Source organism: Thermobispora bispora DSM 43833 (assembly GCF_000092645.1).
In the GTDB taxonomy this organism is placed as follows: domain Bacteria; phylum Actinomycetota; class Actinomycetes; order Streptosporangiales; family Streptosporangiaceae; genus Thermobispora; species Thermobispora bispora.
In genome coordinates this window covers 3,780,491-3,803,417 of sequence record NC_014165.1, presented here as the reverse complement: position 1 = coordinate 3,803,417, position 22,927 = coordinate 3,780,491, and the positions used below count along the sequence as shown (strand labels likewise).

The following is a 22,927-nucleotide window of genomic DNA, read 5'->3' as shown; positions in this document are numbered from 1 at the left end:
TGCATGCTGGTGCTGACGCCGATCATCGTCGGCTTCTACACCAGCCTGTTCAAGTGGAACGGCCTGGGTGGTCTGCCGCGTGACTTCGTAGGCCTCGACAACTACACGCGGCTCTTCGCCGACCCGGTGTTCTACGGCGACCTCTGGCACACCGTCGTCCTGGTCGTGCTGTCGCTGGTGATCCAGCTGCCGCTCGCCTTGGGCATCGCGCTGCTGCTCAACCAGCGGCTGCGGGGCCGGGCCTTCTACCGGGTAGTGTTCTTCGCCCCGTACGTCCTGTCGGAGGCGATCACCGCCGTCCTCTTCATGCTGATCCTCTCGCCGAGCGTCGGCCTGGCCAACCAGATCCTCGGCATCGTCGGGCTCGATGGCCTGGAGTGGTTCGCCGATCAGTCGACGGTGCTGCTGTCGCTCTTCCTCGTGATCACGTGGAAGTACTTCGGTCTCCACATGATCCTCTACCTCACCGGGCGGCAGGCCATCCCGCGGGAGATCATCGAGGCCGCCCAGATCGACGGCGGCAACGCGTGGCAGGTGTTCCGCCGCGTCACCCTGCCGCTGCTCGGGCCGACGATCCGCATCAGCATCTTCCTCTCGGTCATCGGGACCATCCAGCTCTTCGACCTGGTGTGGATCATCACGGAGGGCGGCCCGTCGCATGCGTCGGAAACCCTGGCCGTCACGATGTACCAGTTCGGTTTCAAGCGCTTCCAGGTGGGCTACGCGAGCGCGATCAGCGTGGTGATGTTCCTGCTGAGCCTCGTGTTCGCGCTCGGCTACCAGCGCTACGTGATGCGCCGCGACCTTGAAGGAGCCACGACCGTGCTGCGAGAACAGCGATGAGCGGAGCCCGTCACGCAAGGCCAAAGGCGATCATCCGGTTCCGCGGTGCCCTGCTGCAGGTGATCGCCCTGACGCTCGCCTCCTTCGTCATCGTCCCGTTGGTGTACGGGGTGCTGGGTGGGTTCAAGGACACCTCACAGCTCTCCACCAACGCCTTCGGGCTGCCCGATCCGTGGGTTCCGGAGAACTACACGGACATCCTCGCCTCGGACACGTTCTGGCGGCAGCTCTGGAACAGCACGTTCATCGCGCTGGCCACGACGATCCTCGTGGTGGCGGCGTCCGCGCTGGCCGCCTTCGTGCTCGCGAGGTTCTCCTTCCGGGGCCGGGAGCTGCTGTTCACCCTGTTCGCCACCGGGCTGATGTTCCCGTTCGCCGTGGCGATCCTCCCGCTCTTCGTCCTGCTGCGGATGTTCGGGCTCCTGGACAACCCGCTCGGGGTGATCTTGCCGCAGGTGGCCTTCGGTCTGCCGATGACCATCATCATCCTGCGCGGGTTCTTCCGCTCGATCCCGATCGAGATCGAAGAGGCGGCGATCATCGACGGGTGCAGCCCGTTCGGGTTCTTCTGGCGGATCCTGCTGCCGATGGCCCGGCCGGCCCTCGCCACGGTGTCGGTGCTGGCCATCGTGTCGAGCTGGAACAACTTCATGCTGCCGCTGGTCGTGTTCAACGACCCGAACCTCTGGACCCTCCCGCTCGGCGTGCAGCAGTTCCAGGGCCAGTACTCCTCGGAGACCGCGAAGGTCCTCGCCTACGTGGTGCTGGCCATGATCCCGGCCCTCGGCTTCTACGCCGTGGCCGAGCGCCAGCTCATCAGCGGGCTCACCGCGGGCGCGATCAAGGGTTGATCGCACAGGTTTCCGGCATGGCGTGCGGTCCGGCCCGCGCCATGCCGGCGAGGGGCGCCTCGCTCGCCCGTCCGCGCTCCCCGGGCGAGCGAGGCACCCCCACTCCAAGGGGGATCCCCTTGGCGTACGGTGGGACGGTGTGAAGCCGATCATCCGGGTCGCCCAGCGGGCGGATCTGCCGGCCGTGCGCAGCGGTATCGGGACGCACTTCGACCTCTTCACCCTGTGGCCGGGCTCCGTCGACTTCCTCGAGGCGGAGCTGGCGTTCGGGACGATCATCGTCGGCGAGGTCGGCGGTGCGATCGCCGGATTCGGGGGCACGCTGCGCCGGGGCCGGCTCACCCACCTCGGCGACCTTTTCGTGCTCCCCGCCCACCAATCGTCCGGGCTGGGGCGGGCCATCCTCACCCGCCTGCTGCCACCGGACGCCCCGAAGATCACGTTCGCCTCGCGGGACCACCGCGCCCTCGCCCTCTACATCAGGAACGGCATGCGGCCCGCCTGCCCGCTCTTCTACCTGTACGGCCCGCCGGGGCGGCCGGCCGGCCGGGCCGGAGCGGCGTGGCGGTGGGAGGGCGGCCTGCCCGAGGCGGCGGCCCTCGACGCGCGCGTCTCCGGCGGGGCGCGGCCGGAGTGCCTCGCGTGGTACGCGGGCCTGCCTGGGGTGACGGCCCGGGCGGGCGGTTCGGGGTACGCGTTCACCCGCGAGCTCGGGGACACGGTCGTGGTGGGACCGGCGGGCGGCGAGACCCCGGAGGACTCCGTGCGCGCGGTGCTGGACGCGGTGGCCGCCCATCCGCACGCCCGGCTGATCAAGATCGTCGTCCCGGGCGTGCACCCGCTGCTGCCGGCCCTGGTGGAGGCGGGCTGGCGGATCGGCGACGTGGACACGATCATGGTCAGCGACGGCGCCGGGGTGCCGCTCGACCGGTACGTGCCGCACCCCGACCTCGGCTGACCCACCCGGTCACCGGGCCGCGGTCCGGCGCAGGAAGCTTGCGGCGGCCCACCCGGGCACGCCGTCCGCGGAGCGGACCGGGATCCAGCCGTGCTGCGCGCCGCAGCCGCCGATCACCCGCCCGCCCGCGGGGAGGGTGGCGATCGGCGGGTGGTCGAGGCCGGGACCGCGGCGGACGTTGAGGTGGCTGGTGGGGCGCACCCCGCTGACCCGGTAGCTGCACCCCGCGAAGTCGTAGGTCCCGGGGGCGGGGAGCGGGATGACCCGGCGCAGGTAGCGGGCGGAGGCGAACCCGGGCTTGCCGCCGGGTGTCCTGACCTGGATCCAGCCGCGGGACGCGCTGCACGCGCCGGGAATGCTGCGATCGCCGGGCGCGAGGGCGGCGATCGGCGGGTGGTCGAGGCCGGGGCCGCTCCGGACGTTGAGGTGGCTGGTGGGCCGCACCCGGATCACGCGGTAGGCGCACCAGTACGCGGGAGTGTGCCCCTTCGGCGGGTTGACCACGGCGGCGAAGAACCTCGGCGTGGGCTTCGGGCTCGGCCGGGCGTCCGGCACCGTGGAGCCGGCCCGTGGGGCGGCCGGTGCGGGATCGGCTCCGGCCGGGTGGGACCAGGCGGCCGGGACGGTGGCGGTGGCGGAGACCGCGAGCACGCAGATGATCCGCTTGGCGGGTGTCATGTCACTCCTTTCGGTGCGCACCGCCGTGGCCAGGGCCGGCCCGTTCATCACCGGTCGTCACCGAAAGTTGTACGCCGATTACCTTCCGCTTGCATCCGATGGCCGGTTCTTTTTACCCATGGCCCGCCCGGTGTGACCGTCACCCGCGCCCCGGTCGGCGCGACCGTGACCCGCGATCCGGCCGGCGTGACCGTGACCGGTGACCCGGCCGGCGTGACCGTCACCCGTCATCCGCACGGCCTGACCGTCATCCATGGCCCGGCCGGCGTGACCGCACCGCCGGGGTGACCCCACCGCCGCGCTACGCCATCGGCTCACCCGCGATCCGGCCCGGCCATGACCGGGAGGCCATGGCACGGGCGAGGACTGGAAAACACGGCACGGAAGAGGGCCGGAAAAGGAGACCGGCCCACCCGGCCGCCGCGAGGACGGCCGGGCGGGCCGGTCGATCCGTGGTCCCACCCAGGTGTTCGTGTCAGTCCGGCGCCGGCGTCAGCGGATGATGCCGTGACCGTGGTGCGCGTCCGCCTGCACCGAGGCGGTGCGGGCGGCGGACATCGCGGGCCGCGTGTCCGGGCCGGGCAGGTCACGGCTGAACGCGTAGACCACGGCGGCGGTCGCGATCGCGCCCGTGTTCAGCGCCAGGGCCTTGTCGTTGATGTTCGACAGGTCGTCGCAGGCCTGGTGGTAGCACGGGTCGTACGCGATGCCGGCCGTGCCGCCGTACTTCTTCTGCTCCTCGGGGGTCTTGATGCCCTCGGCGCCCGTGAAGAGCCCACCGGAGGGGACGCCGGCCTCGATGAACGGCCCGTAGTCCGAGCGCCCGTCGAAGTCGGTGCCCTGGTACGGCTGGCGCAGGGCCTTGAAGTACTTCTCGAAGAGCTTCTCGATCTCGTCCGATCCCGGCGGCCCGGCGGGAGCGCCCACGCCGTCGGAGTCGTCCCCGTCGTAGATCATGATCGCGTAGTTCGGCGACCCGATCATGTCGAAGTTGAGGTACAGCTTGATCTTCGCCAGCTCCGCGGGGGACAGGCTCGCGACGTAGTGCTCGGCGCCGAGCAGGCCGAGCTCCTCGGCGCTCCAGAACGAGAAGCGCAGCTTGTTCCGCGTGGGGATCTTGCCGAGGACCTCGGCGACCTCGAGGATCGCCGCGGAGCCGGAGCCGTTGTCGTTGATGCCCGGGCCGGCGAGGACGCTGTCGAGGTGGGCGCCGAGCTGGACGACCTTGTTCGGGTCACCCCACTTGGAGTCCGCGATCACGTTGTGGGTGGTCCGGGTCTCGCTGATGGTGTCGGTCTTCAGCCGGACCGTGGTCCCGGCGGCGGCGAGCTCCTGGCCCACCTCGTAGCTGGCGCCCACCACCGGGATCCGCACCGTCGGCTCGCCGAGGGTGCCCTGAATGGTCTCGGTGCGGCCCTCCTGGCCCTCGTTGAAGATGATGACCCCGGCCGCGCCGGCCGCCTGCGCGTTCTCCGCCTTCTCCTGGAAGGTGCAGGTGCCGCGCTGCAGCAGGGCGATCGAGCCGGGCGTGAACGAGGCGAAGTCGCTCGGCTCACAGCCGGAGGTGGAGCTGTTCGGCTCCGAGGCGGGCGGGATCTGGACGTCGACGGCCTGGACGGCGGCGGTCACGTCGCCCGCGCCGGAGTAGGTCATGGTGGCGAAGTCACCGATCCCGCTCCCGTCCGGGGGCGTCGGGTTGTACGTCTTCGGGCTCGGGGAGATCCGCTCCAGCACGGCCGTGGACTTCTCCTGGAAGAACGGGAAGTCGAACGGCTGCACCGTCACCTTGTAGCCCGCCTTCTTCAGCCTGCTCACGACGTAGTCGCGGGAGGCGTCGTAGCCGGGCGTGCCCGCGGCGCGGGTACCGCCGTTGGCCTGGGCGATCTCCTGGAACTTCTTCAGGTGCTGCTTCACACCGGCCGTGGCAATGGCCCGGATCAGCGCCTCCGGGTCGGGATCGGCGTGCGCCGGCCCGGCCGTTGCCAACGGGAGCACGAGAGCGAGGGCCGCGATCGCGCCTCCGACTCCCCTGCCGACGGTGATGCGCATGTGGCATCTCCTTGTGTGTCTCGTGATAAAAGGGACACCCCCGAGAGTGGGTTGATCGCGAAACTAACGGATCTTTACTCGCGAGTGAAGAGTCGGCGGCGAGGAATTCGTGGCTTCTGTGCCAGAGCACCACGGATCGCAATGCCGTACGCCTTCCGGAGGCGCCCCGGCACGCGCGGTCAGCGGCCGACCAGCACGACGTCCAGCCGGCGCGGGCCGTGCACCCCTTCCACCCGGTCGAGCTCGATGTCGCTGGTGGCCGACGGGCCGGAGATCCAGGTCAGCGGGCGGGCCGGGGAGAGGGCCGCGATCGCCTCGGGCACCCCGGGGACGATCCGCCCGGCGCGCACCACGCAGACGTGGTGATCGGGGACGAGGGTGAGGGCGCGCCGCCCCTGGAGCGGGCCGGCGTCGAGCACGATCGTCCCGGTCTCCGCGATCGCCAGCGCGCAGCCGGTGAGCACGGCGGACGCGGCGTCCAGGTCGGCGACCGAGAGCGGAGCCGGGTCCCCGTCGCGGCGCACCCGCCCCCGGTAGCGGGCGAGCCACCGCTCCGGCAGGTCCCCCGGCACCACCAGGGTGGGGGAGCCGGCGAGGACGGAGCCGAGCACGGCGGGCAGCTCCTCCTCGTCCCGGCAGTGGTGCACCGTGGCGCGGTACTCCCGGAGCCGGTCGGTGAGGAGCGTCACCGGGTCGGGGCACTCCACCGACCGCCGGTAGCCGCGGGGCACGGGTGCCGCGGATGCGGGATGGGCGGCGAGGGCCGCCCTGATCCGGGCGAGGATCTCGGTCCGGGCGTCCATCACGCCTCCTCACGGGTGCGGGCCCACCAGTCGCGGAACGATTCCCCGGGCGGGAGCGGCGCGTCCCGGGCGGCCGTCCACGCCGACAGCGGCCAGGGCAGCCGGCGCACCCGCCGGCCGCGCAGCGCCCACCGCAGCGGGGCGGTCAGCCGGCCGGCCAGCCGCAGCACCCGGCCGAACCGCCGCCCGCCGCCCATCGCCCACGCCGCGGCCCGCATCGCCGTACGCTCGGCGGACGGGCCGGGCCGCGCCGCCACCGCGGCCCGGCGGAGGTGGACCAGCACCCCGGGGATGTCGATGCGCACCGGGCACACGTCGTAGCACGCCCCGCAGAGCGTCGAGGCGAACGGCAGGGTGCGGTTCGCTGCGACCCCGGTGAGCTGCGGTGACAGGATCGCCCCGATCGGTCCCGGGTAGACCGAGCCGTACGCGTGCCCGCCCACCCGCTCGTACACCGGGCACACGTTGAGGCAGGCCGAGCAGCGGATGCAGTGGAGCGCCTGCCGGCCGACGGGGTCGGCGAGCGCGGCGGTGCGGCCGTTGTCCACCAGCACGATGTGCACGTTCTGCGGCCCGTCCCCCGGGGTCACCCCGGTCCACAGCGACGTGTACGGGTTCATCCGCTCGCCCGTGGACGACCGGGGGAGGAGCTGGAGGAACACCTCGAGGTCCTGGAAGGTGGGCACCAGCTTCTCGATGCCGACCACGGAGATGAGCGTCTCCGGCAGGGTCAGGCACATCCGCCCGTTGCCCTCGGACTCCAGCACCACGAGCGTGCCCGTCTCGGCCACCGCGAAGTTCGCCCCGGAGATCGCTACCTTGGCGGAGAGGAACCGCTCCCGCAGGTAGCGGCGGGCCGCCTCGCAGAGCGCCTGCGGGTCGTCGGTGAGCTCCGGGCCGGTGCCCGGCATCCGCTCCCGGAAGATGTCGCGGATCTCCCGCCGGTTGTAGTGGATGGCCGGGACGAGGATGTGCGACGGGCTGTCCCCGGCGAGCTGCACGATCAGCTCGGCGAGGTCGGTCTCGATCGGGGTGATCCCGGCCCCGGCGAGGGCCTCGTTCAGGCCGATCTCCTGGGTCAGCATCGACTTGACCTTGACCACCTCGCGGGCGCCGGTCTCCCGGACCAGGCCGACGACGATCCGGCAGGCCTCGGCCGCGTCCCGCGCCCAGTGGACCCGGGCCCCGGCGGCCGTCGCGGCCTCCTCGAACCGGAGGAGCAGCTCCGGCAGGTGGGCGAGCACGTGGGACTTGATCGCGCTCCCGGCCGCGCGCAGCTCCTCCCAGTCGGGCAGCTCGGCGACCACCCGGCCCCGCTTGCCGCGGATGGTGCGGGTGGCCCGGTGCAGGTTCCGCCGGAGCTGGGCGCGGGTGAGCGCGGCCCGCGCGGCCTCGGGGAACGGCACCCCGCTCGCCAGCGGGTCCCCGCCGGGCCTCACGCGTCCCTCCCGGCGAGGATCTCGGCGTAATGCACCGCGGTCACCGGCGCGCCCAGGCGGGAGAGGCCCCCGCCGATGTGCGTGAGGCACGAGTTGTCGGCCGCGGTCACGTACTCGGCGCCGGTGGCGCGGATCGCCGCGCACTTGTCGGCGAGCATCGCCCCGGACACGTCCGCGTTCTTCACCGCGAACGTGCCGCCGAAGCCGCAGCACTCCTCCGCGCCGGGCAGCTCGACCAGCTCGATGTCCCGCACCGCGCGCAGCAGCCGGAGCGGCCGGTCGCCGAGCCGCAGCAGGCGCAGCCCGTGGCAGCTCGGGTGGTAGGTGACCCGGTGCGGGAAGCGCGCCCCGACGTCGGTGACGCCGAGCACGTCGATCAGGAACTCGGAGAGCTCGTACGTGCGGGCGGCCGTCCCGGCCGCCTCGGGGACCAGGCGCGGGTGGACGTCGCGGACCATGGCGACGCAGGAGCCGCTCGGGGCGACGATCGCGTCGTAGCCGCGGAACGCCGCGGCGAACCGGCGGGCGAGCGGGACGGCCAGGTCGCGATACCCGGAGTTGTGGTGCATCTGCCCGCAGCAGGTCTGCTCGAGGGGGAAGCCGACCCGGTGGCCGAGCCGTTCCAGCAGCCGCACCACCGCCCGGCCCGTGCCTGGGTAGAGCAGGTCGTTGACGCAGGTGATGAAGAGTCCGATCCGCATGTGCCCCTCCCCGCCCCGGCGGGTCCGCTCCGGGGCGCCGGTCTGGGCTCAATCTTCCCGCCGGCGGGCGCACCGGCACAGCGGGCGGGCCGGGTCGGTGCCCGTGGCGGGCCGGCCCTCCGCCGGTGGCGGGGACGGCGCGCGGCCCCTGTCCTCCGGCGGCCGTGCCCGGCGCCCGGCGGCCGGCGCGCCACCCGGTGCGGGCGGAGCGCCGTGCCCATCCGGGCGGGGCCGTACCGGCCGAAACCCCCGCGGCGTGCCGCCCGGCCCGGGCGAGCCGTACCCGGGCCGCGGGCCCGCGGGCGTGCCGTACGGCCACCGCGGGCGCGGCCCGGTGGGCGGCGCGGGGCGCGGACCGCGGCGGGTCAGGTCACGGGCAGGGCCGAGGCGAACAGGATGATGCCCACGGAGGCGACCAGCGAGGTGATCGCCATGGCGCGCGCGAACCCGGCGAGCCCACGCCCGTCGGCCACCCCGTGCAGGGCGGAGCAGGCCAAGGCGATGACGAGCAGCGCGAGCTTGATGGCGAGCATGCGGCCGTAGCCCGGCTCGGCGAGCGACTCCCAGGTCACCCCCTTGTGCCAGGCGATGGCGATTCCGGTGATGATCTGCACGGGCAGCAGGAACGCGCCCGTGAAGATGCCGAACCGGCGGCCGACCTCGCGCAGCACGGTACGGCGCTGCTCGGCCGCGAGGAGGCGCCGGGCCGGGGGGAGGATGGCGACGGAGAGCGCGAGCTGCCCGCCGACCCACAGGGCCGCGGTGAGGACGTGCAGGAATCGGACGATGGTCCACCAGGTCATCAGGTCACCTCGGGGAAACCGTGTGCGCCGGCCGCGGCGCGGCGTACGTCGGGGAACGGAGGTCCGCTCGGCGGGGGAGGGTGCTCTCCACGGGGCGGGTGGGCGGCACGGCGCGGTGGGCGGCGATCCGGCCGGTCATCCCTGACCCTCACGGCCGCCGGGTGCGTCACGCCCGGGCCCGTGGTGATCCGCCAGGGTGACGAGGCACTGGCCGGGCCGGGCGAACGGCGTGAGCCGTACCCCCTCCGCCGGGGCGCCGAGCTCGGTGAGCGCCCCCTGGAGCAGGCCGAGGTGCACCGCGCAGACGGTCTCCGGGTCGGCCTGCGCCAGCTCCCGGAAGGGGCAGTGGTGGAGCTCGACGGTGGCGCCGTCCGCCGACACCGCCGGCTCGAACCCGGCCCGGTCGAGCAGCGCCACGATCGCGTCCACGGTGACCGAGCCGCCGGCCGGCAGGTCCCGGGGAAGGGCCCGGGTGGCGTACCGGCGGCCGGCGTCGACCGCGGCGCCGGCCCCGTCTCCGTGGTGCTCCAGGTAGCCGAGCAGGATCTCGGCGAGCAGCCGGTAGCCGCGCGCATCGGAGTCCTCCTGGGTGCGGACGGCCGTGTAGAGGGTGCGGGGCCGTCCGGGCCGGTCCCGGTCCTCCCGCGTTCCGGCGACGTGCCCGTGCTCGATCAGCAGCGCGAGATGGGCCCGGACCGTGTTGGGGTGGAGGCCGACCGCGTCGGCGATCTCGGAGATGGCGAGCGGCCGTCCCGCCCGGCGCAGGGTCTCCAGCACGGCCACCCGGCTCACCCCGCCCAGCACCCGGTGGGCTTCCGGATCGATCGTGCCGGTCCTGGGTGCCCGCCGAGTTTTCACGGCAGTGATTGTAGATTTCGGTCCCGCCGCCCCTCCGGAGTGGGTCATCCGCGCGGCGGCCGGGAGCGAGCGGCCACCGGACGCGCGATCCCCAGATGGCCTGGTCACGGTCGTTGAGCGAGGCCGGACCGGAAAGGACCGGGGAATCCGGGGTATGGGCAACCTCGCGGGGCGCCGCGAGGAGGAGCCATGAAGGCACTGGTGTATGAGGGGCCCGGAAAACAGGCCTGGACGTCCGTGCCCGATCCCGGGATCGCCGATCCGCGCGATGTGATCATCCAGGTGACCACGGCCGCCATCTGCGGCACGGACCTGCACATCCTCGCCGGGGACGTGCCCGAGGTCGACCCGGGGCGGGTCCTCGGCCACGAGGCCGTCGGCATCGTCGTCGAGACCGGCTCCGACATCGACGACCTCGTCCCCGGCGATCGCGTCCTCGTCTCCTGCATCTCCGGGTGCGGCCGGTGCGCGTACTGCCGGAAGGCGCGGTACGGCCAGTGCCGCCGCGGCGGCTGGCTGCTCGGCCACATGATCGACGGGGTGCAGGCCGAGTTCGCCCGCGTCCCCTTCGCCGATCTCTCCGTGCACCGGCTGCCGTCCCACCTCTCCGACGAGCTGGCCGTGCTGCTCGCCGACGTCCTCCCGACCGCCTACGAGGTCGGGGTGCTCAACGGCAACGTACGGCCGGCCGACACCGTGGTGGTGGTCGGGTGCGGGCCCATCGGGCTCGCCGTCATCCTCACCGCCCGGCTGCTGTCCCCCGCCCGCATCATCGCCATCGACCAGGCCGAGCCCCGGCTCGAGGCCGCCAAGCGGGCCGGCGCGGAGATCACCATCAAGCCGGACGAGGACCCGCTCGAGGTGGTGCGGGCCGTGACCGACGGCCTCGGGGCCGATGTGGTGATCGAGGCGGTCGGCGCGCCCGAGACGTTCGAGCTGTGCACCCGCCTCGTCCGCCCCTGCGGCCGCCTCTCGGTGATCGGCGTGCACGGCAAGCCGGCCCCGCTGCACCTGGAGGACCTCTGGAGCCGGGACGTCACCATCACCACCGGGCTGGTGGACACCTACTCCACGCCGACCCTGCTCCAGCTCGTCGACGAGGGGCGGCTCGACGTGGGCGGCCTGATCACCCACCGGTTCACCTTCGCGGGCATCGGCGACGCCTACCGGTCGTTCGCCGACCCGGTGAGCAGCGGCGCGCTGAAGGTCATGCTCACCCGGGGCGGGGGAGCGGCGCCCGGGGGCGAGCTCGACCGCTGAGCCGCGACCGGCCGGGAACACCCCGGCGGCTCGACCGCTGAGCCGCGACCGGCCGGGGATACCCCGGTGCCGGGCCCTCGCTGTGGCAGACTCGGCGGCATGGAGAAGTTCTCCCTGGAGGCGCTCGCCAACCAGCTCCTCAAGCGGGCGGCGACCGCGGGCAACGGGCGGGCCGCCGAGACCGTCTACGGCGGGCACGAGCACGTGCTGCGCCAGACCCTGCTCGCCCTGACCGAGGGCACCGCGCTCGCCGAGCACGAGAGCCCCGGGGAGGCGACCGTGTACGTGCTCCGCGGCCGGGTGCGCCTGACCTGCGGCGACGTGGCGTGGGAGGGGATCGGCGGCGACCTGCTCGTGGTGCCGCGCGAGCGCCACGCCCTGGAGGCGGCCGAGGACTCCGTGGTCCTGCTCACGGTCGCCAAGACCCGCTGAACCGCCGCGCCGGGGAACGGCCACCGGGAGCATGGCGAGCCGCGATCGAGGCACGGCACGCCTGAGGCGAGTGAGTGCACCCGGCGGGCGGGTGCCGTCCGGCCGGCGCCCGGACGGGAGCGCTTCCCGGATGCCCGGCCACCACGAGCCGGCCACCATGGCCCGGTCACGGCCCGGGAACGGCGCCCGGCGTGACCGAAACGGCGCCCGGCGGCCGATCCGGCGGCCGGAGACGGCGGTGCCCGGCCCGGTCAGGCCGGTCCGCCGCCGCGGGCCAGCCGGCGGTTGGTGGCCTCGAGCTGGGCCAGCGTGGTCCGGCGCAGCCGCTCCACCTGCTCCGGGGTGAGCACGTCGCAGACGCGGGACCAGTGCACCGCCACCCGGTCCCCGGGCCGCGCCCCGGGCAGCAGGTCGATCCCGCCCACGGTGCGGGCGACCCGCTCCACCACCGGCTCGGAGAGCCCCAGCCGGCCGCCGTCCCAGGTGAGCCGGCGGGTGCGGACCACCAGGTGGTCCTCCTCCCGCTCGAGCACCGTGGCCCAGCGGATCCGGCAGCCGTCGAGCACCTGGAGCGGGTGCTCGAAGTGCACCGGCCCGAGCAGCCGGGACCAGGGGTAGACGCCGAACACGTGGAAGCAGTGGTTCGGCGCCGCCTCCTCGATCACGTCCTCGGTGAGGTGCCGCCAGTAGTGGCCGGCCTGGGGCTTGATGTGGGCGAGCAGGGCGCGGCCGAACTCCGCGGCGTCGATCGCGTCCCCGATGCCGCCGCCGATCCAGTACGCCTCCACCACCCGGTGGTCGAGCGGGTCGGCGATGCCGGCGAGCCGGGCGATGATCTCCAGGTACGGCCAGGCGCCGTGGAAGGCGCGCGCGGCCGCCCGCACCGCGGCCGGGTCGGCCCCGGTCACCCCGGCGTCGAGCAGGGGGCGCGAGTCCGCCGGGCCGCAGTAGCCGAGCTCGTTCGGCGCGTGGGCGTAGCGGGCGAACAGCCGCTCCCCGGCGAACTCCGCCGTCGCGCCACGGGCCGGGCCGCTCATCGCGCGCCCTGGTCGATGAGCCGGGCCGCCTCCCGGTTCACCCGCCCGAAGTTGTAGTAGGCGGCGCAGGCCCCCTCCGGCGAGACCATGCAGGTGCCGATCGGGGTCTCCGGGGTGCACGCGGTGCCGAACACCTTGCACTGCCACGGTTTGAGCACGCCCTTGAGCACCTCGCCGCACTGGCAGGCCTTGGGGTCGGCGACCCGCACGCCCGGCATGTCGAACCGCAGCTCGGCGTCGAACTTCGCGTAGTCGTCGCTGAGCTTGAGCGCGCTCTGCGAGATGAAGCCCAGCCCGCGCCACTCGAAGTGCGGCCGCAGGGTGAACACCTGGCTCATCAGCGCGAGCGCCTGCGGGTTGCCCTCCTCCCGCACCACCCGCGCGTACTGGTTCTCCACCTCGCACCGGCCCTCGCGGATCTGCTTGAGCAGCATGGCGACCGCCTGGAGGATGTCGAGCGGCTCGAACCCGGCGACCACGAACGGCTTGCCGTACACCTCGGGGATGAAGCGGTACGGCCGGCAGCCCACGACCGTGGAGACGTGGCCCGGGCCGATGAAGCCGGAGAGCCGCAGGTCCGGCGAGTCGAGGATCGCCTTGATCGGCGGGACGATCGTCACGTGGTTGCAGAAGACGGAGAAGTTCTCCAGCCCGAGCTGCCGGGCCCGCACCAGGGTGACCGCGGTGGACGGCGCGGTGGTCTCGAACCCGACCGCGAAGAACACCACCTGCTTGTCCGGGTTGTCGACCGCGATCCGCAGGGCGTCGAGCGGTGAGTAGACGAACCGGACGTCGGCGCCCCGGGCCTTCGCCTCCATCAGGTTGCCGCGGCTGCCCGGCACCCGCATCATGTCGCCGAACGTGGTGAAGATGACCCCGGGCTGCTCGGCGAGCCAGAGCGCGTCGTCCACCCGGCCCATCGGGATCACGCACACCGGGCACCCGGGACCGTGCACCAGCTCGACGTTCTCCGGCAGCACGTGCTCCAGCCCGTGGCGGTAGATGGTGTGCGTGTGCCCGCCGCACACCTCCATGAACTTGAACCGCTCGTCCCCGGCCAGCTCGGTGATGGCGGCGACCAGCGCCCGCGCCGCGTCCGGGTCGCGGAACTCATCGATGAACCGCATTGCATCCTCCCGTCGTATCGCCCGTCGCCCCGCAGCGCCGTTAGATGATCGCCGTCGAGTTGAACGCCTCGATCTCGTCCGTGTAGGCCTGGCCCAGCTTCTTCATCGCCTCGATGGTGAGCTTGGCCTCCTCCTCGTCGATCTTCGCCATGGCGAAGCCCACGTGGACGAGCACCCAGTCGTCGGCCCGCAGGTCCTGGTCGGCGAGGAGCCGGACGCTGATCGTCCGCTGCAGGCCGCCCACGTCGACCTTGGCGAGGTGCTGCTCGGGGTCGACGATCTCGACCACCCGTCCCGGAATCCCCAGGCACATGTCGCTGTCTCCTTCACTCGGCGGCCGTCCGGCCGCTGGCGTCTCCTCCGTCAGCAGATGCGGGGCAGCGGATCGCCGACGAGCATGTCCACGATCCGGGTGCCGCCGAAGGCCGTGCGCACCGCGACGGTCGCGGACAGCCGGTCGGTGATCTCCCCGATGACCACGGCGTCGCGGCCGAGCGGGTGCTCCCGCATGGCGGCGAGCGCGGCGTCGGTCTCCTCGGGCGCCACCACCGCGAGCACCTTGCCCTCGTTGGCGACGTAGATCGGGTCGATGCCGAGCAGCTCGCAGACGCCGTTCACCTGCGGGGACACCGGGAGCGACGCCTCGTCGAGGACCACGCCGAGCCCGGTCTCCATGGCGAGCTCGTTGCAGACCGTGCCGACCCCGCCCCGGGTGGGGTCGCGCAGCCAGCGGGTGCTCGGCGCGGCGGTGAGGAGCGCCTCGACCAGGCCGTTCACCGGGGCCGTGTCGGACTTGATCTCCCCCTCGATGCCGAGGTCGCCCCGGGCGAGCATGACCGCGGCCCCGTGGTCGCCCATGGTCCCGGAGAGCAGCACGCGGTCGCCGGGCCGTACCCGGTCGCCGGAGAGCTCCCGCCCGGGCGGGATCAGCCCCACCCCGGCGGTGGTGATGTACAGCCCGTCCGCGGCGCCGGCGCTCACCACCTTGGTGTCCCCGGTGACCACCTCCACGTCGGCGGCCTTGGCCGCCTCGGCCATGTCCGCGGCGATGGCGCGCAGCTGCTCGATGGGGAAGCCCTCCTCGATCACGAAGGCCGCCGAGATCCAGGCGGGCCGGGCGCCCATCACCGCCAGGTCGTTCACGGTGCCGTGGATCGCGAGGTGGCCGATCGAGCCGCCCGGGAACCGGAGCGGGTGCACCACGAAGGAGTCGGTGCTGAACGCCAGGGACTCCCCCGAGGGCAGCGGCAGCACCGCCCCGTCGCAGCGCCGCTCGAGCTCCTTGTTGCGGAACGCCTCGAGGAAGACCGCGTCGACCAGCGCCGCGGACGCCTTGCCGCCCGCCCCGTGCGCCATGGTGACCACGTCCTCCAGCAGGCGCGGCCGGCGGCGGCGGAACGCCTCGATCTTCTCCAGCACCTGCTCCTCGCGGACCACCGGGCCGGTCCGCTCGCGGCCCCGCCGCTTCTCATCGACGCTCATCCGATCCCTCCCCTTCGGCCAGGCGGCGCTGCACCGCGGCCCACAGCAGATACCCGAGAACGGCCTGGGACTCCTGGATGCGGTGCACGCTCTGCGACCGCACCACGAAGCAGAAATCGACATACCCCTCGGTGGCGAACCGGCCACCGTCGTACCCGGCGAACCCGATGGTGAGCAGCCCGCGGCGCTTCGCCTCCTCGAGCGCGCGCAGCAGGTCGGCGGAGCCGCCGCTCGTGGACATGGCGAGCGCGATGTCGGACTCGCCGGAGTGCGCGATGAGCTGCCGGGAGAACACCAGGTCGAAGCCGACGTCGTTGCCGAGCGCGGTGAGCACCGCCTGGTCGGCCGCGAGCGACCAGGAGGGCAGCGGCCTGCCCTCCGGCGGGCGGGCGAACAGGCCGGCGAGGATCGCCGCGTCGGTGGAGCTGCCGCCGTTGCCGAAGGTGTACAGCCGGCCGCCGGCGGCGAACCGCGGCGCCATCTCCGCCGCGGCCTTCTCGACCAGCTCACCGAACTCGGCGATCGTGGCCCGCTGCAGCGCCGCGCTCTCCGCGGCCTTCTCCCGCGCCGAGCGCGCCAGGTCGGCCAGGAGCGAGTCCGCGTCCCGCTCCGCCGCCCCGAGGAACGGGTAGAGGAAACCGGTGCCGTCCGCGCTCATCGCGCCTCACCCTCCTCATCGATCCGGCTGATCGCCGTCCCGGCGTGGACCAGGACGAGGTCGCCCGGGGCCACCGGGGCGACGAGCATGGTGTCCACGAGCTCCTGCCCCGCCGCGGTGCGGACCAGGGTGCGGCCGTCCGGGGCCTCGGAGATCACCTCGCCGAGCCGGCCCTCGTCCGAGCAGGTGACGCAGACCTCGCCGTCGCACCCGGCCTCGGGCTCGGTGAGCAGGCCCGGGTGCTCCAGGCAGACGTGGGTGAGCTCCCAGAGCAGGTGGTAGAGGAGGACGAACCGTCCGGTGACCGGGGTGCGGGGGTCGGGGTCGTCCAGCCAGAGCACGTGGTCGGCCGCGCCGGCCGGCGGCCGCGGACCGTGGCCGATCCAGATCGTGGTCGTCCCCCAGGCCGGGGCGCGGCGCATCACCGACCGCACCACGGGGTCGCCGGCCGTGGCCACCGCGAGGATCACGTCACCGGGGCGGACCGACGCCCGGGCCAGGCCGACCGGGTCCGGGCCGGTGAGCGCGACCGCGGGCAGCGCGCGCTTGCCGACGATGACCGGGTGGACGAACTCCACGGCGATGTGGTTCGCGTGCGGCTCCCAGGCGGGCGACAGGCTCCACAGCGTCGCCCCCGCGGCGAACCGGCGGGCGAGGCTGAGCGAGGTGGCCGCGAGGTCGGCGGCGAGCGCCTCGTCCAGCGGCTGCTCCGGCATGACGGGCGCGGTCATCGGGTCACCGCCTCCTCCCGCGCCGGGGCGGCCTCCTCCTGGGCCGGGGCGGCGTCGATGACCTCGTACCGCCGCATCAGCTCCAGGGTGGCGAGCGCGTCCTCCTCATCGAGCCGGGTGAGCGCGAACCCGGCGTGCATGAGGATGTAGTCGCCGACCTGGAGGTCGGGCAGGTACGCCAGGCACACCTTCCGCGTCTCCCCGGCGAAGTCCGCGCGGGCCATCCTGGTCCCGCGCTCCTCCCAGACCTCGACGATCCTTCCCGGAATGCCGAGACACATGGTCACTCCTCCTTCTCACTCGCCCGCAGCGCGGCGACCACCGCCTGCCCGAGGGCGAGCCCACCGTCGTTGGGCGGTACGACGCGGTGGGTGAGCACCTCGAACCCGGCCGATCGCAGCCGATCCCGGCAGGACCGCAGCAGCAGCACGTTCTGGAACACGCCCCCGGTCAGCCCGGCGAGCCGTACCCCGTGCTCCTCGCCGGCCCGGGTCACCAGCTCGGTGACCGCCACCGCGACCGCCTCGTGGAAGGCGGCGGCGAGGTCGGCGACCGGGACGCCGTCGCGCAGCCCGGCCACCAGGCCGTGGAGCAGCGGAGCGGGGTCGAGCACCCCGTCCGGGCCGACCTCGATCCGCAGCGGCGGCGGGGTCCCCTGCGCGGTGGTGGCAAGCGCCTCCAGCTCGATCGCCGCCTGCCCCTCGTAGGTGATCCGGTGGCGCACCCCCAGCAGGGAGGAGACCGCGTCGAACAGCCGCCCCATGCTGGTGCACGGGGCGCAGCCGAACCCCCGGTCGAGCTGGGCGCGCACCACGCGGAGCTCGGCCGCCTCGCAGGCCCGCACCGGCGGGAGGTCGTCGTCCCAGGGGATGCCCGCGGTGGCGAGGTGGGCGAGCGCGATCCGGCAGGGGTTGCGCACCCCGGCGTCGCCGCCGGGCAGCGGCACCGGGCGCAGGTGCCCGACCCGGGTGAACCGGTGGCTGTCCCGGCCGAGCAGCAGCACCTCGCCGCCCCAGACGGTCCCGTCGGTGCCGTAGCCGGTGCCGTCGAAGGCGACCCCGATGATCGGCTCGCCGACCCGGTCGTGCTCGGCGAGCAGCGAGACCACGTGCGCGTGGTGGTGCTGGACCAGGTGGAGCGGCCGGTCGCCCGCCCGCTCCTCGGCCCAGCGCCGGGTGTGGTAGCCGGGGTGCAGGTCGGCGGCGACGTGGGCGGGCCGCACGTCGTACAGGTCCGCGAGGTGAGCGGCCGACCGCTCGACCGCGCGGAGCGTGTCCAGGCTCCCCATGTCCCCGATGTGCGCCGAGCAGAACGCCTGCCGGCCCGAGGTGAGGCAGAGGGTGTTCTTCAGCTCGCCGCCCACGGCGAGCACCGGCTCGACCGGGCGGCCCAGCCGGACCGGCGGGGCGTAGCCGCGCGAGCGGCGGATCGGGAGCTCCTCCCCGTCCACGATCCGGATCACCGAGTCGTCGCACGGCACGTGGATCGGCCGGTCGTGGGTGAGCACGGCGTCGGCGAGCCGGGGCAGCCGGGTGCGGGCGTCCTCGTCGTCGAAGCAGATCGGTTCGTCGGAGACGTTGGCGCTGGTCATCACCAGCACGTCGGGGACCCACCCCGCCTCGCCGGGGACCGGGGCGAACAGCAGGTGGTGCAGCGGGGAGTAGGGGAGCATCACCCCGATCAGCGGGTTGTCCGGGGCGACGCCCTCGGCCACGGGCGCGTCCGGCCGGCGGGTGAGCAGCACGATCGGCGCGGCCGGCCCGGTGAGCGCGGCGGCCTCGGCCGGGCCGATCCCGGCGAGCCGCCGGGCCGTGGCCAGGTCCCGGGCCATGACCGCGAACGCCTTCCCGGCCCGCGCCTTGCGCTCCCGCAGGGTCCGCACCGCGCGCTCGTCCGCGGCCCGGCAGGCGAGGTGGTAGCCGCCCACCCCCTTCACCGCGACGATCCGGCCCGCGGCGAGCAGCCGCTGCGCGGCGGCGAGCGCGGCGTCGGTGCCCTCGACCACCCCGTCCGGAGTGCGCAGGGTGAGCCGCGGCCCGCAGTCCGGGCAGCAGAGCGGCTGGGCGTGGAAGCGCCGGTCGGCGGGGTCGTGGTACTCGGCGGCGCACGCGTCGCACATCGGGAAGCCCGCCATGGTGGTCGCCGGCCGGTCGTACGGCAGCGACCGGATGATCGTGTACCGGGGGCCGCAGTTGGTGCAGGTGATGAACGGGTGCCGGTACCGCCGGTCGGCCGGGTCGAACAGCTCGCGCACGCAGTCGCGGCACACCGCCACGTCCGGGGGGACCAGGGTGCGGGCGCCGCCGGCGTCCCGGCTGGCCACGATCCGGAACCCGGTCTCCGCCGGGTCGGGCGGGATCGCCTCGGAGCGGACCGCGGTGATCCGCGCGAGCGGCGGCGCGTCGGCCCGCAGCCGCCGGAGGAACTCGTCCACCACCGGCTCCGGCCCCTGGATCTCCGCGAAGACCGACCGGGAGTCGTTGCCGACGAACCCGGTGGCGCCGAGCTCGGTGGCGAGCCGGTAGACGAACGGCCGGAAGCCGACCCCCTGCACGACCCCCTCGACCGTCAGCCGGAGCCGCCGCGTGGTCTCGCGGCCGCCGGCCGTCCTGGGAAGCTCCCTCGTGTGCGTCATGCCCGCTGCCAGATCACGACCCTGTTGTTCCCCGAATCCGCGACGGCCAGCAGGTCGCCGTGCAGCCACAGCCCGTACGGCCAGCACAGCGTGTCCCGGGCCACGCCGGACCACCGGTTCTCCCCGTTCGCCGTGAAGGACGGCTGCCCCAGCACGGCGTCCGCGGCCTGCCCCGAGGCGGTGGGCACGCCGTGCCAGAGCAGGATCCGGTTGTTGGCCGTGTCGGCCACCGCGAGGCGATCCCCGTCGAGGGAGGCCGCGTAGGGGAAGCGGAGCCGGTCCGCCCGCTGCGGCCCGTACGGGAACTCCGCCGCGGTGTACGGGTCCGGCTGGCCGAGCACCAGGTCCGCGCCGCGGTCGCCGCCGGGGTGCGGGCGCCAGCCGAGCACCCGGTGGTTGCCCGCGTCGGCGACGAGCAGCAGCTCCGGCGTGCCGGTGATGCCGTGCGGCCAGCGGAAGCTCGCCGGGCCGACCCCCTCCCCGCGGTTCTCCTCGCGCTCGGCGGGGCCGGGCTGGCCGAGGATCAGGTCGGGCGGCTCGTCCGGGGAGGACGGGATTCCGCCCGCCCAGCCGAGGACCCGCCGGTTGCCCGTGTCGGCCACATAGAACCGGCCGCCCACCACGGCCACGCCGTACGGCCAGTACATCGAGCGCGCCGAGCACTCCCCGCCCCGGTTCGGCTCGGCCGAGCCGAGGTCCGGCTGGCCGAGCACCAGGTCGGGCCGCCGGCCGGACCGGCGCGGCACCTCGTCCCAGATGAGCACGCGGTGGTGCCAGGCGTCGGCGACGATCAGCCGCCCGTCGTGGATCAGCACCCCGGTCGGCAGGTGGAGGCCGTGCTCGGGGCCGCGCCCGCCCGCGGCCGGGCCTTCGCTGGTGCCGTCGGGCTGGCCGAGCACCACGTCGGCGGGCCGCTCGTCCTCCTCCGGGACGCCGTGCCAGATCAGCACCCGGTGGTTCCCCGAGTCGGCCACCACCAGGTGCCGGTCGTCGAGGTACACCCCGCGCGGCGAGTACAGCCAGGCCATCGTCGGCGCCGCCGGGGGCAGCGCGAGGCCGCCGGGCGCCGGGGCGCCGAGCCAGGTGCGCGGTGCCCAGCCCGCGGCCACGTCCCCTTCGATGACCTCCGGCGCGCTCATGAGCCGACCTTGATCCACACGTGGCCGTCGTCGATGCGGAGCGGAAGCCGTTCCAGTTGCGCGCCGGGCATGCTCAGGCACTCGCCGGACTCCGCGTCGAAGCTGAACCCGTGCCAGGGGCAGGTGATCGTGCCCGCCTCCCGGTCGAGCAGCGCGTCGTCGAGCGGCATGGCCTGATGCGCGCACTCGTTGACGTACGCGGTGAACCGGTCGCCCAGCCGGACCACGATCGCCTCCTGCTCGGTGCCGTCCTTGGCGGTCAGGTGAAGGGGGGTGATCCGGCCGTCCGGGACCTGCTCGACCGGTATGGCCCGTACCCAGCCATCGTCCCGGCCGAACCGCACCGCGCTCAGCGGGATGAGCACCGGCGACGGCTCCGGGGGCAGCACCTCGACCCTGGTGATCGCGGGCACCCGCTCGATCAGCGCCTCCTCGATCCCCTCCCGCAGGGCCACGGCAGGGGCCGAGCAGCCGGTGCAGGCGCCCTTCAGCCGGACGTACGCGACCCCGTCCTCGACCCGGACCAGCTCCACGTCGCCGCCGTGGGACCGCACCATCGGCCGGATCGCGTCGATCACCCGGGACGCCTCGGTCATCGGATCCGGGCGGATGATGCCGTGGAGCATGAAGAGCATGCGCACCTCGGGCTCGTCCACGAGCTCGAAGAGCAGCTCGCGCGCCCGCTCGTCGGCGCGCATGCGCCGCACGATCGTGATCAGCCCGGCGCGGTGGACGGCCTCCACCGCCTCCTTGAGCTCCTCGGCGGCCTTCCGCGCCTCCGGGTCGAGCCCGGCCACCCGGCGCGCCGCCTCGTCCACCCGCTCGGCGAGTTCGGTGATGCTCGTGGTCTGCGCGGTCGTGCTCATCGTGCCTTCCCCTCCGTACCGCTCGGCCGGCTTCAGCGCCCCGATCGCCCGGGCGGTTGATCGGTGGCGGCCCTTCCCGCGTACCGGACCTCGGGCACGGTCCCGGAGCCGCCGCAACCGAGCGCGCATGAGGCCGTGCCGACCGCACCACCGGGACGGCGGCCGCGGCATGCGCCGCGGGCGACCGCCTCGGTAGTGCCCCACCATATGCCCGTGACCTGCGGATCGGTAGGCATCTCGCCCGATTCGCCGGTGTGTCGCCCCTGAGGCCGGGGCAGTGGCGGGAGTCCGGGGCTCCGGTACGGCAGGCGCAAGCCCATCGGCCCTACCCCTCCGCCGTGCCCGCGCCGGTGTGCGCCGCGATCTCCCCGAGGAGGCCGTCGACCGTGCGGACCGCCTCCTCGTCACCGCACGCGGCGAACAGGGACCGGGCCTCGTGCAGCCGCTCCCGGGCCTCGCCGAACATGCCGAGGTGCGCGAGCGCGTTGCCCTGGTTGGCGAGCACCCGGGCGCGCCCCAGCGGGTCGCTTCCGGCGTCGCGCACCTTGAGCACGGCCTCATACAGCTCGACCGCCTCGCGCAGGTTCTGCTCCCGGTGGCGGGACGGCGCGTAGACCAGGGCGTTGGCGAGGTTGAGCTGCGCGCTCGCCCACTGCCGGGGGTGGGTCTCCGGCCGGTACACCTTCAGCGCCGAGCGCAGCGACTGCACGGCGATGCCCTGCCGCAGCCGGTCGGACGCCTCGGTCATGGGCATGGTGAGGTAGGCGGTGGCGAGGTTGAGGTGCGCGGCCGCCCACACCTCCGGCGCCTCCTCGGAGGTCACCAGCCGCAGGGCCGCGCGGTACTCGCGGACCGCCTCGACGAGCAGGTCGCGGCGGCCTCCGGCCGCCTCGTGCAGGGTCAGCGCGAGGGCCAGGTGGAGCTCGGCCTGCCCGACCCGCAGGTCGGTGTCCTTGAGCAGGCCGAGCGCCCGGCGCAGCTCGGCCACCACCTCCGGGCTCGGCCCTTCGGCGCCCTTGCGGATGTCCGCGGCCGCGCCGAGCAGCACCCCGGCGAGCGCCGGGGACTCGCCCTCGGCGAGCCGTACCGCGTCGCCGAGCAGCCGCAGCGCGAGCCCGGGCTCGCCGCGGCTCACCGCGTGGGTGGCCTGGGCGGAGAGGATGAGCGCGGCGATCTCCCCGTCCGCGGCGCCGAGCGCGGGCGGCTCGTCCGTGCGCCCCAGGGTGAAGCGGACCAGGTCGACCAGGGCGCCGAGCGGCTCCCCGAGGTCCGCGCGGAGGCGCTCCTCGTCCTCACCCTCGGGGTCGATGACGAACCGGTTGTACCGGGTCACCGGGTCGTCGCCGCGGAGCGCCTCCCGCGCCCCGGCGAGGTCCCCGGCGAAGGCGAGCTCGTGGGCGCGCAGCGCGGCCGGCCAGTGCGCGGGGATCCGGCCGGCCACCAGCTCCTTCCGGCACGGCTCGGTCTCCTCCCCGCCCGGGATGAGCAACAGGCCCGCGGGCAGCGGGAACGCCCCGAGCGGCTGGGGCCGTACCACGGGCGCGGTCCGGGCCCCGGCGATCACATGCTGACTCACT

Annotated in this window: 23 protein-coding genes; 5 read left to right on the top strand and 18 right to left on the bottom strand. The window is 74.1% G+C overall.

Annotation, left to right across the window (positions count from 1 at the left end):
- Nucleotides 1-3 precede the first annotated feature (3 nt).
- The 3 genes from TBIS_RS16160 (at nt 4) to TBIS_RS16150 (ending at nt 2,652) form a co-directional block, all read left to right on the top strand.
- Nucleotides 4-843 carry a carbohydrate ABC transporter permease gene (locus TBIS_RS16160; protein ID WP_083785355.1) on the top strand — a complete coding sequence of 280 codons (840 nt, stop codon included), beginning with the start codon at nt 4-6 and terminating at the stop codon, nt 841-843.
- A 59-nt stretch (nt 844-902) separates the two neighbouring features.
- Nucleotides 903-1,694 carry a carbohydrate ABC transporter permease gene (locus TBIS_RS16155; protein ID WP_242384277.1) on the top strand — a complete coding sequence of 264 codons (792 nt, stop codon included), beginning with the start codon at nt 903-905 and terminating at the stop codon, nt 1,692-1,694.
- Nucleotides 1,695-1,833: 139 nt separating this feature from the next.
- Complete coding sequence (locus tag TBIS_RS16150) at nt 1,834-2,652, top strand: GNAT family N-acetyltransferase (RefSeq protein WP_013133471.1); 819 nt, start codon at nt 1,834-1,836, stop codon at nt 2,650-2,652.
- Nucleotides 2,653-2,661: 9 nt separating this feature from the next.
- Here TBIS_RS16150 and TBIS_RS18335 read toward each other — a convergent pair whose 3' ends face one another.
- From TBIS_RS18335 to TBIS_RS16115, 7 genes are all read right to left on the bottom strand, one after another.
- Entirely contained in the window at nt 2,662-3,330 is a 669-nt protein-coding gene (locus tag TBIS_RS18335) for an SH3 domain-containing protein (RefSeq protein WP_013133470.1), read from the bottom strand.
- Between the two features lie 492 nt (nt 3,331-3,822).
- Nucleotides 3,823-5,379, bottom strand: a complete 1,557-nt coding sequence (locus TBIS_RS16140; RefSeq protein WP_013133469.1) for a M28 family metallopeptidase — start codon at nt 5,377-5,379, stop codon at nt 3,823-3,825.
- A 179-nt stretch (nt 5,380-5,558) separates the two neighbouring features.
- Nucleotides 5,559-6,182, bottom strand: coding sequence for a LutC/YkgG family protein (locus tag TBIS_RS16135; protein WP_013133468.1), 624 nt, complete (start codon nt 6,180-6,182; stop codon nt 5,559-5,561).
- Nucleotides 6,182-7,621 carry a LutB/LldF family L-lactate oxidation iron-sulfur protein gene (locus TBIS_RS16130; RefSeq protein WP_013133467.1) on the bottom strand — a complete coding sequence of 480 codons (1,440 nt, stop codon included), beginning with the start codon at nt 7,619-7,621 and terminating at the stop codon, nt 6,182-6,184. Before TBIS_RS16130 ends, TBIS_RS16135 begins: the two co-directional genes overlap by 1 nt.
- Entirely contained in the window at nt 7,618-8,322 is a 705-nt protein-coding gene (locus tag TBIS_RS16125) for a (Fe-S)-binding protein (RefSeq protein ID WP_013133466.1), read from the bottom strand. Before TBIS_RS16125 ends, TBIS_RS16130 begins: the two co-directional genes overlap by 4 nt.
- A gap of 365 nt (nt 8,323-8,687) precedes the next feature.
- Complete coding sequence (locus TBIS_RS16120; protein WP_013133465.1) at nt 8,688-9,125, bottom strand: hypothetical protein; 438 nt, start codon at nt 9,123-9,125, stop codon at nt 8,688-8,690.
- A 135-nt stretch (nt 9,126-9,260) separates the two neighbouring features.
- Nucleotides 9,261-9,983: a helix-turn-helix transcriptional regulator gene (locus TBIS_RS16115; RefSeq protein WP_242384276.1), complete on the bottom strand. Its 723-nt coding sequence runs from the start codon at nt 9,981-9,983 to the stop codon at nt 9,261-9,263.
- Between the two features lie 189 nt (nt 9,984-10,172).
- Here TBIS_RS16115 and TBIS_RS16110 point away from each other — a divergent pair, with 189 nt between their 5' ends.
- The gene (locus TBIS_RS16110; RefSeq protein ID WP_013133462.1) at nt 10,173-11,243 is read left to right on the top strand and encodes an alcohol dehydrogenase catalytic domain-containing protein; all 1,071 of its coding nucleotides are present in this window, start codon (nt 10,173-10,175) and stop codon (nt 11,241-11,243) included.
- Between the two features lie 99 nt (nt 11,244-11,342).
- Entirely contained in the window at nt 11,343-11,675 is a 333-nt protein-coding gene (locus TBIS_RS16105) for a cupin domain-containing protein (protein WP_013133461.1), read from the top strand.
- 251 nt (nt 11,676-11,926) lie between these two features.
- On the opposite strand, the gene TBIS_RS16100 is transcribed toward TBIS_RS16105, so the two are convergent.
- The 11 genes from TBIS_RS16100 to TBIS_RS16050 all read right to left on the bottom strand — a co-directional run bounded on the left by TBIS_RS16100 (nt 11,927) and on the right by TBIS_RS16050 (nt 22,926).
- Nucleotides 11,927-12,712 (bottom strand): DUF6390 family protein, encoded by a 786-nt coding sequence (locus tag TBIS_RS16100; protein ID WP_013133460.1) that lies wholly within the window; start codon nt 12,710-12,712, stop codon nt 11,927-11,929.
- Nucleotides 12,709-13,839 (bottom strand): hydrogenase formation protein HypD, encoded by a 1,131-nt coding sequence (gene hypD / locus TBIS_RS16095; protein WP_013133459.1) that lies wholly within the window; start codon nt 13,837-13,839, stop codon nt 12,709-12,711. Before hypD ends, TBIS_RS16100 begins: the two co-directional genes overlap by 4 nt.
- Before the next feature lie 40 nt (nt 13,840-13,879).
- Nucleotides 13,880-14,152: a HypC/HybG/HupF family hydrogenase formation chaperone gene (locus tag TBIS_RS16090; RefSeq protein WP_013133458.1), complete on the bottom strand. Its 273-nt coding sequence runs from the start codon at nt 14,150-14,152 to the stop codon at nt 13,880-13,882.
- 50 nt (nt 14,153-14,202) lie between these two features.
- Nucleotides 14,203-15,321 carry a hydrogenase expression/formation protein HypE gene (gene hypE / locus TBIS_RS16085; protein WP_013133457.1) on the bottom strand — a complete coding sequence of 373 codons (1,119 nt, stop codon included), beginning with the start codon at nt 15,319-15,321 and terminating at the stop codon, nt 14,203-14,205.
- Nucleotides 15,308-15,979 carry a D-sedoheptulose-7-phosphate isomerase gene (locus TBIS_RS16080; protein ID WP_013133456.1) on the bottom strand — a complete coding sequence of 224 codons (672 nt, stop codon included), beginning with the start codon at nt 15,977-15,979 and terminating at the stop codon, nt 15,308-15,310. Before TBIS_RS16080 ends, hypE begins: the two co-directional genes overlap by 14 nt.
- On the bottom strand, nt 15,976-16,710 hold the full coding sequence (locus TBIS_RS16075; protein ID WP_013133455.1) for a HypC/HybG/HupF family hydrogenase formation chaperone: 735 nt from the start codon (nt 16,708-16,710) through the stop codon (nt 15,976-15,978). The genes TBIS_RS16080 and TBIS_RS16075 overlap by 4 nt, the downstream gene beginning before the upstream one ends.
- Entirely contained in the window at nt 16,707-16,991 is a 285-nt protein-coding gene (locus TBIS_RS16070; RefSeq protein WP_013133454.1) for a HypC/HybG/HupF family hydrogenase formation chaperone, read from the bottom strand. Before TBIS_RS16070 ends, TBIS_RS16075 begins: the two co-directional genes overlap by 4 nt.
- A gap of 2 nt (nt 16,992-16,993) precedes the next feature.
- Nucleotides 16,994-19,345 (bottom strand): carbamoyltransferase HypF, encoded by a 2,352-nt coding sequence (gene hypF / locus TBIS_RS16065; RefSeq protein ID WP_013133453.1) that lies wholly within the window; start codon nt 19,343-19,345, stop codon nt 16,994-16,996.
- Nucleotides 19,342-20,484 carry an NHL repeat-containing protein gene (locus TBIS_RS16060; protein ID WP_013133452.1) on the bottom strand — a complete coding sequence of 381 codons (1,143 nt, stop codon included), beginning with the start codon at nt 20,482-20,484 and terminating at the stop codon, nt 19,342-19,344. The genes hypF and TBIS_RS16060 overlap by 4 nt, the downstream gene beginning before the upstream one ends.
- Complete coding sequence (locus TBIS_RS16055) at nt 20,481-21,350, bottom strand: NifU family protein (protein WP_013133451.1); 870 nt, start codon at nt 21,348-21,350, stop codon at nt 20,481-20,483. The genes TBIS_RS16060 and TBIS_RS16055 overlap by 4 nt, the downstream gene beginning before the upstream one ends.
- A gap of 325 nt (nt 21,351-21,675) precedes the next feature.
- On the bottom strand, nt 21,676-22,926 hold the full coding sequence (locus TBIS_RS16050) for a tetratricopeptide repeat protein (RefSeq protein WP_206206783.1): 1,251 nt from the start codon (nt 22,924-22,926) through the stop codon (nt 21,676-21,678).
- Nucleotide 22,927 lies beyond the last annotated feature (1 nt).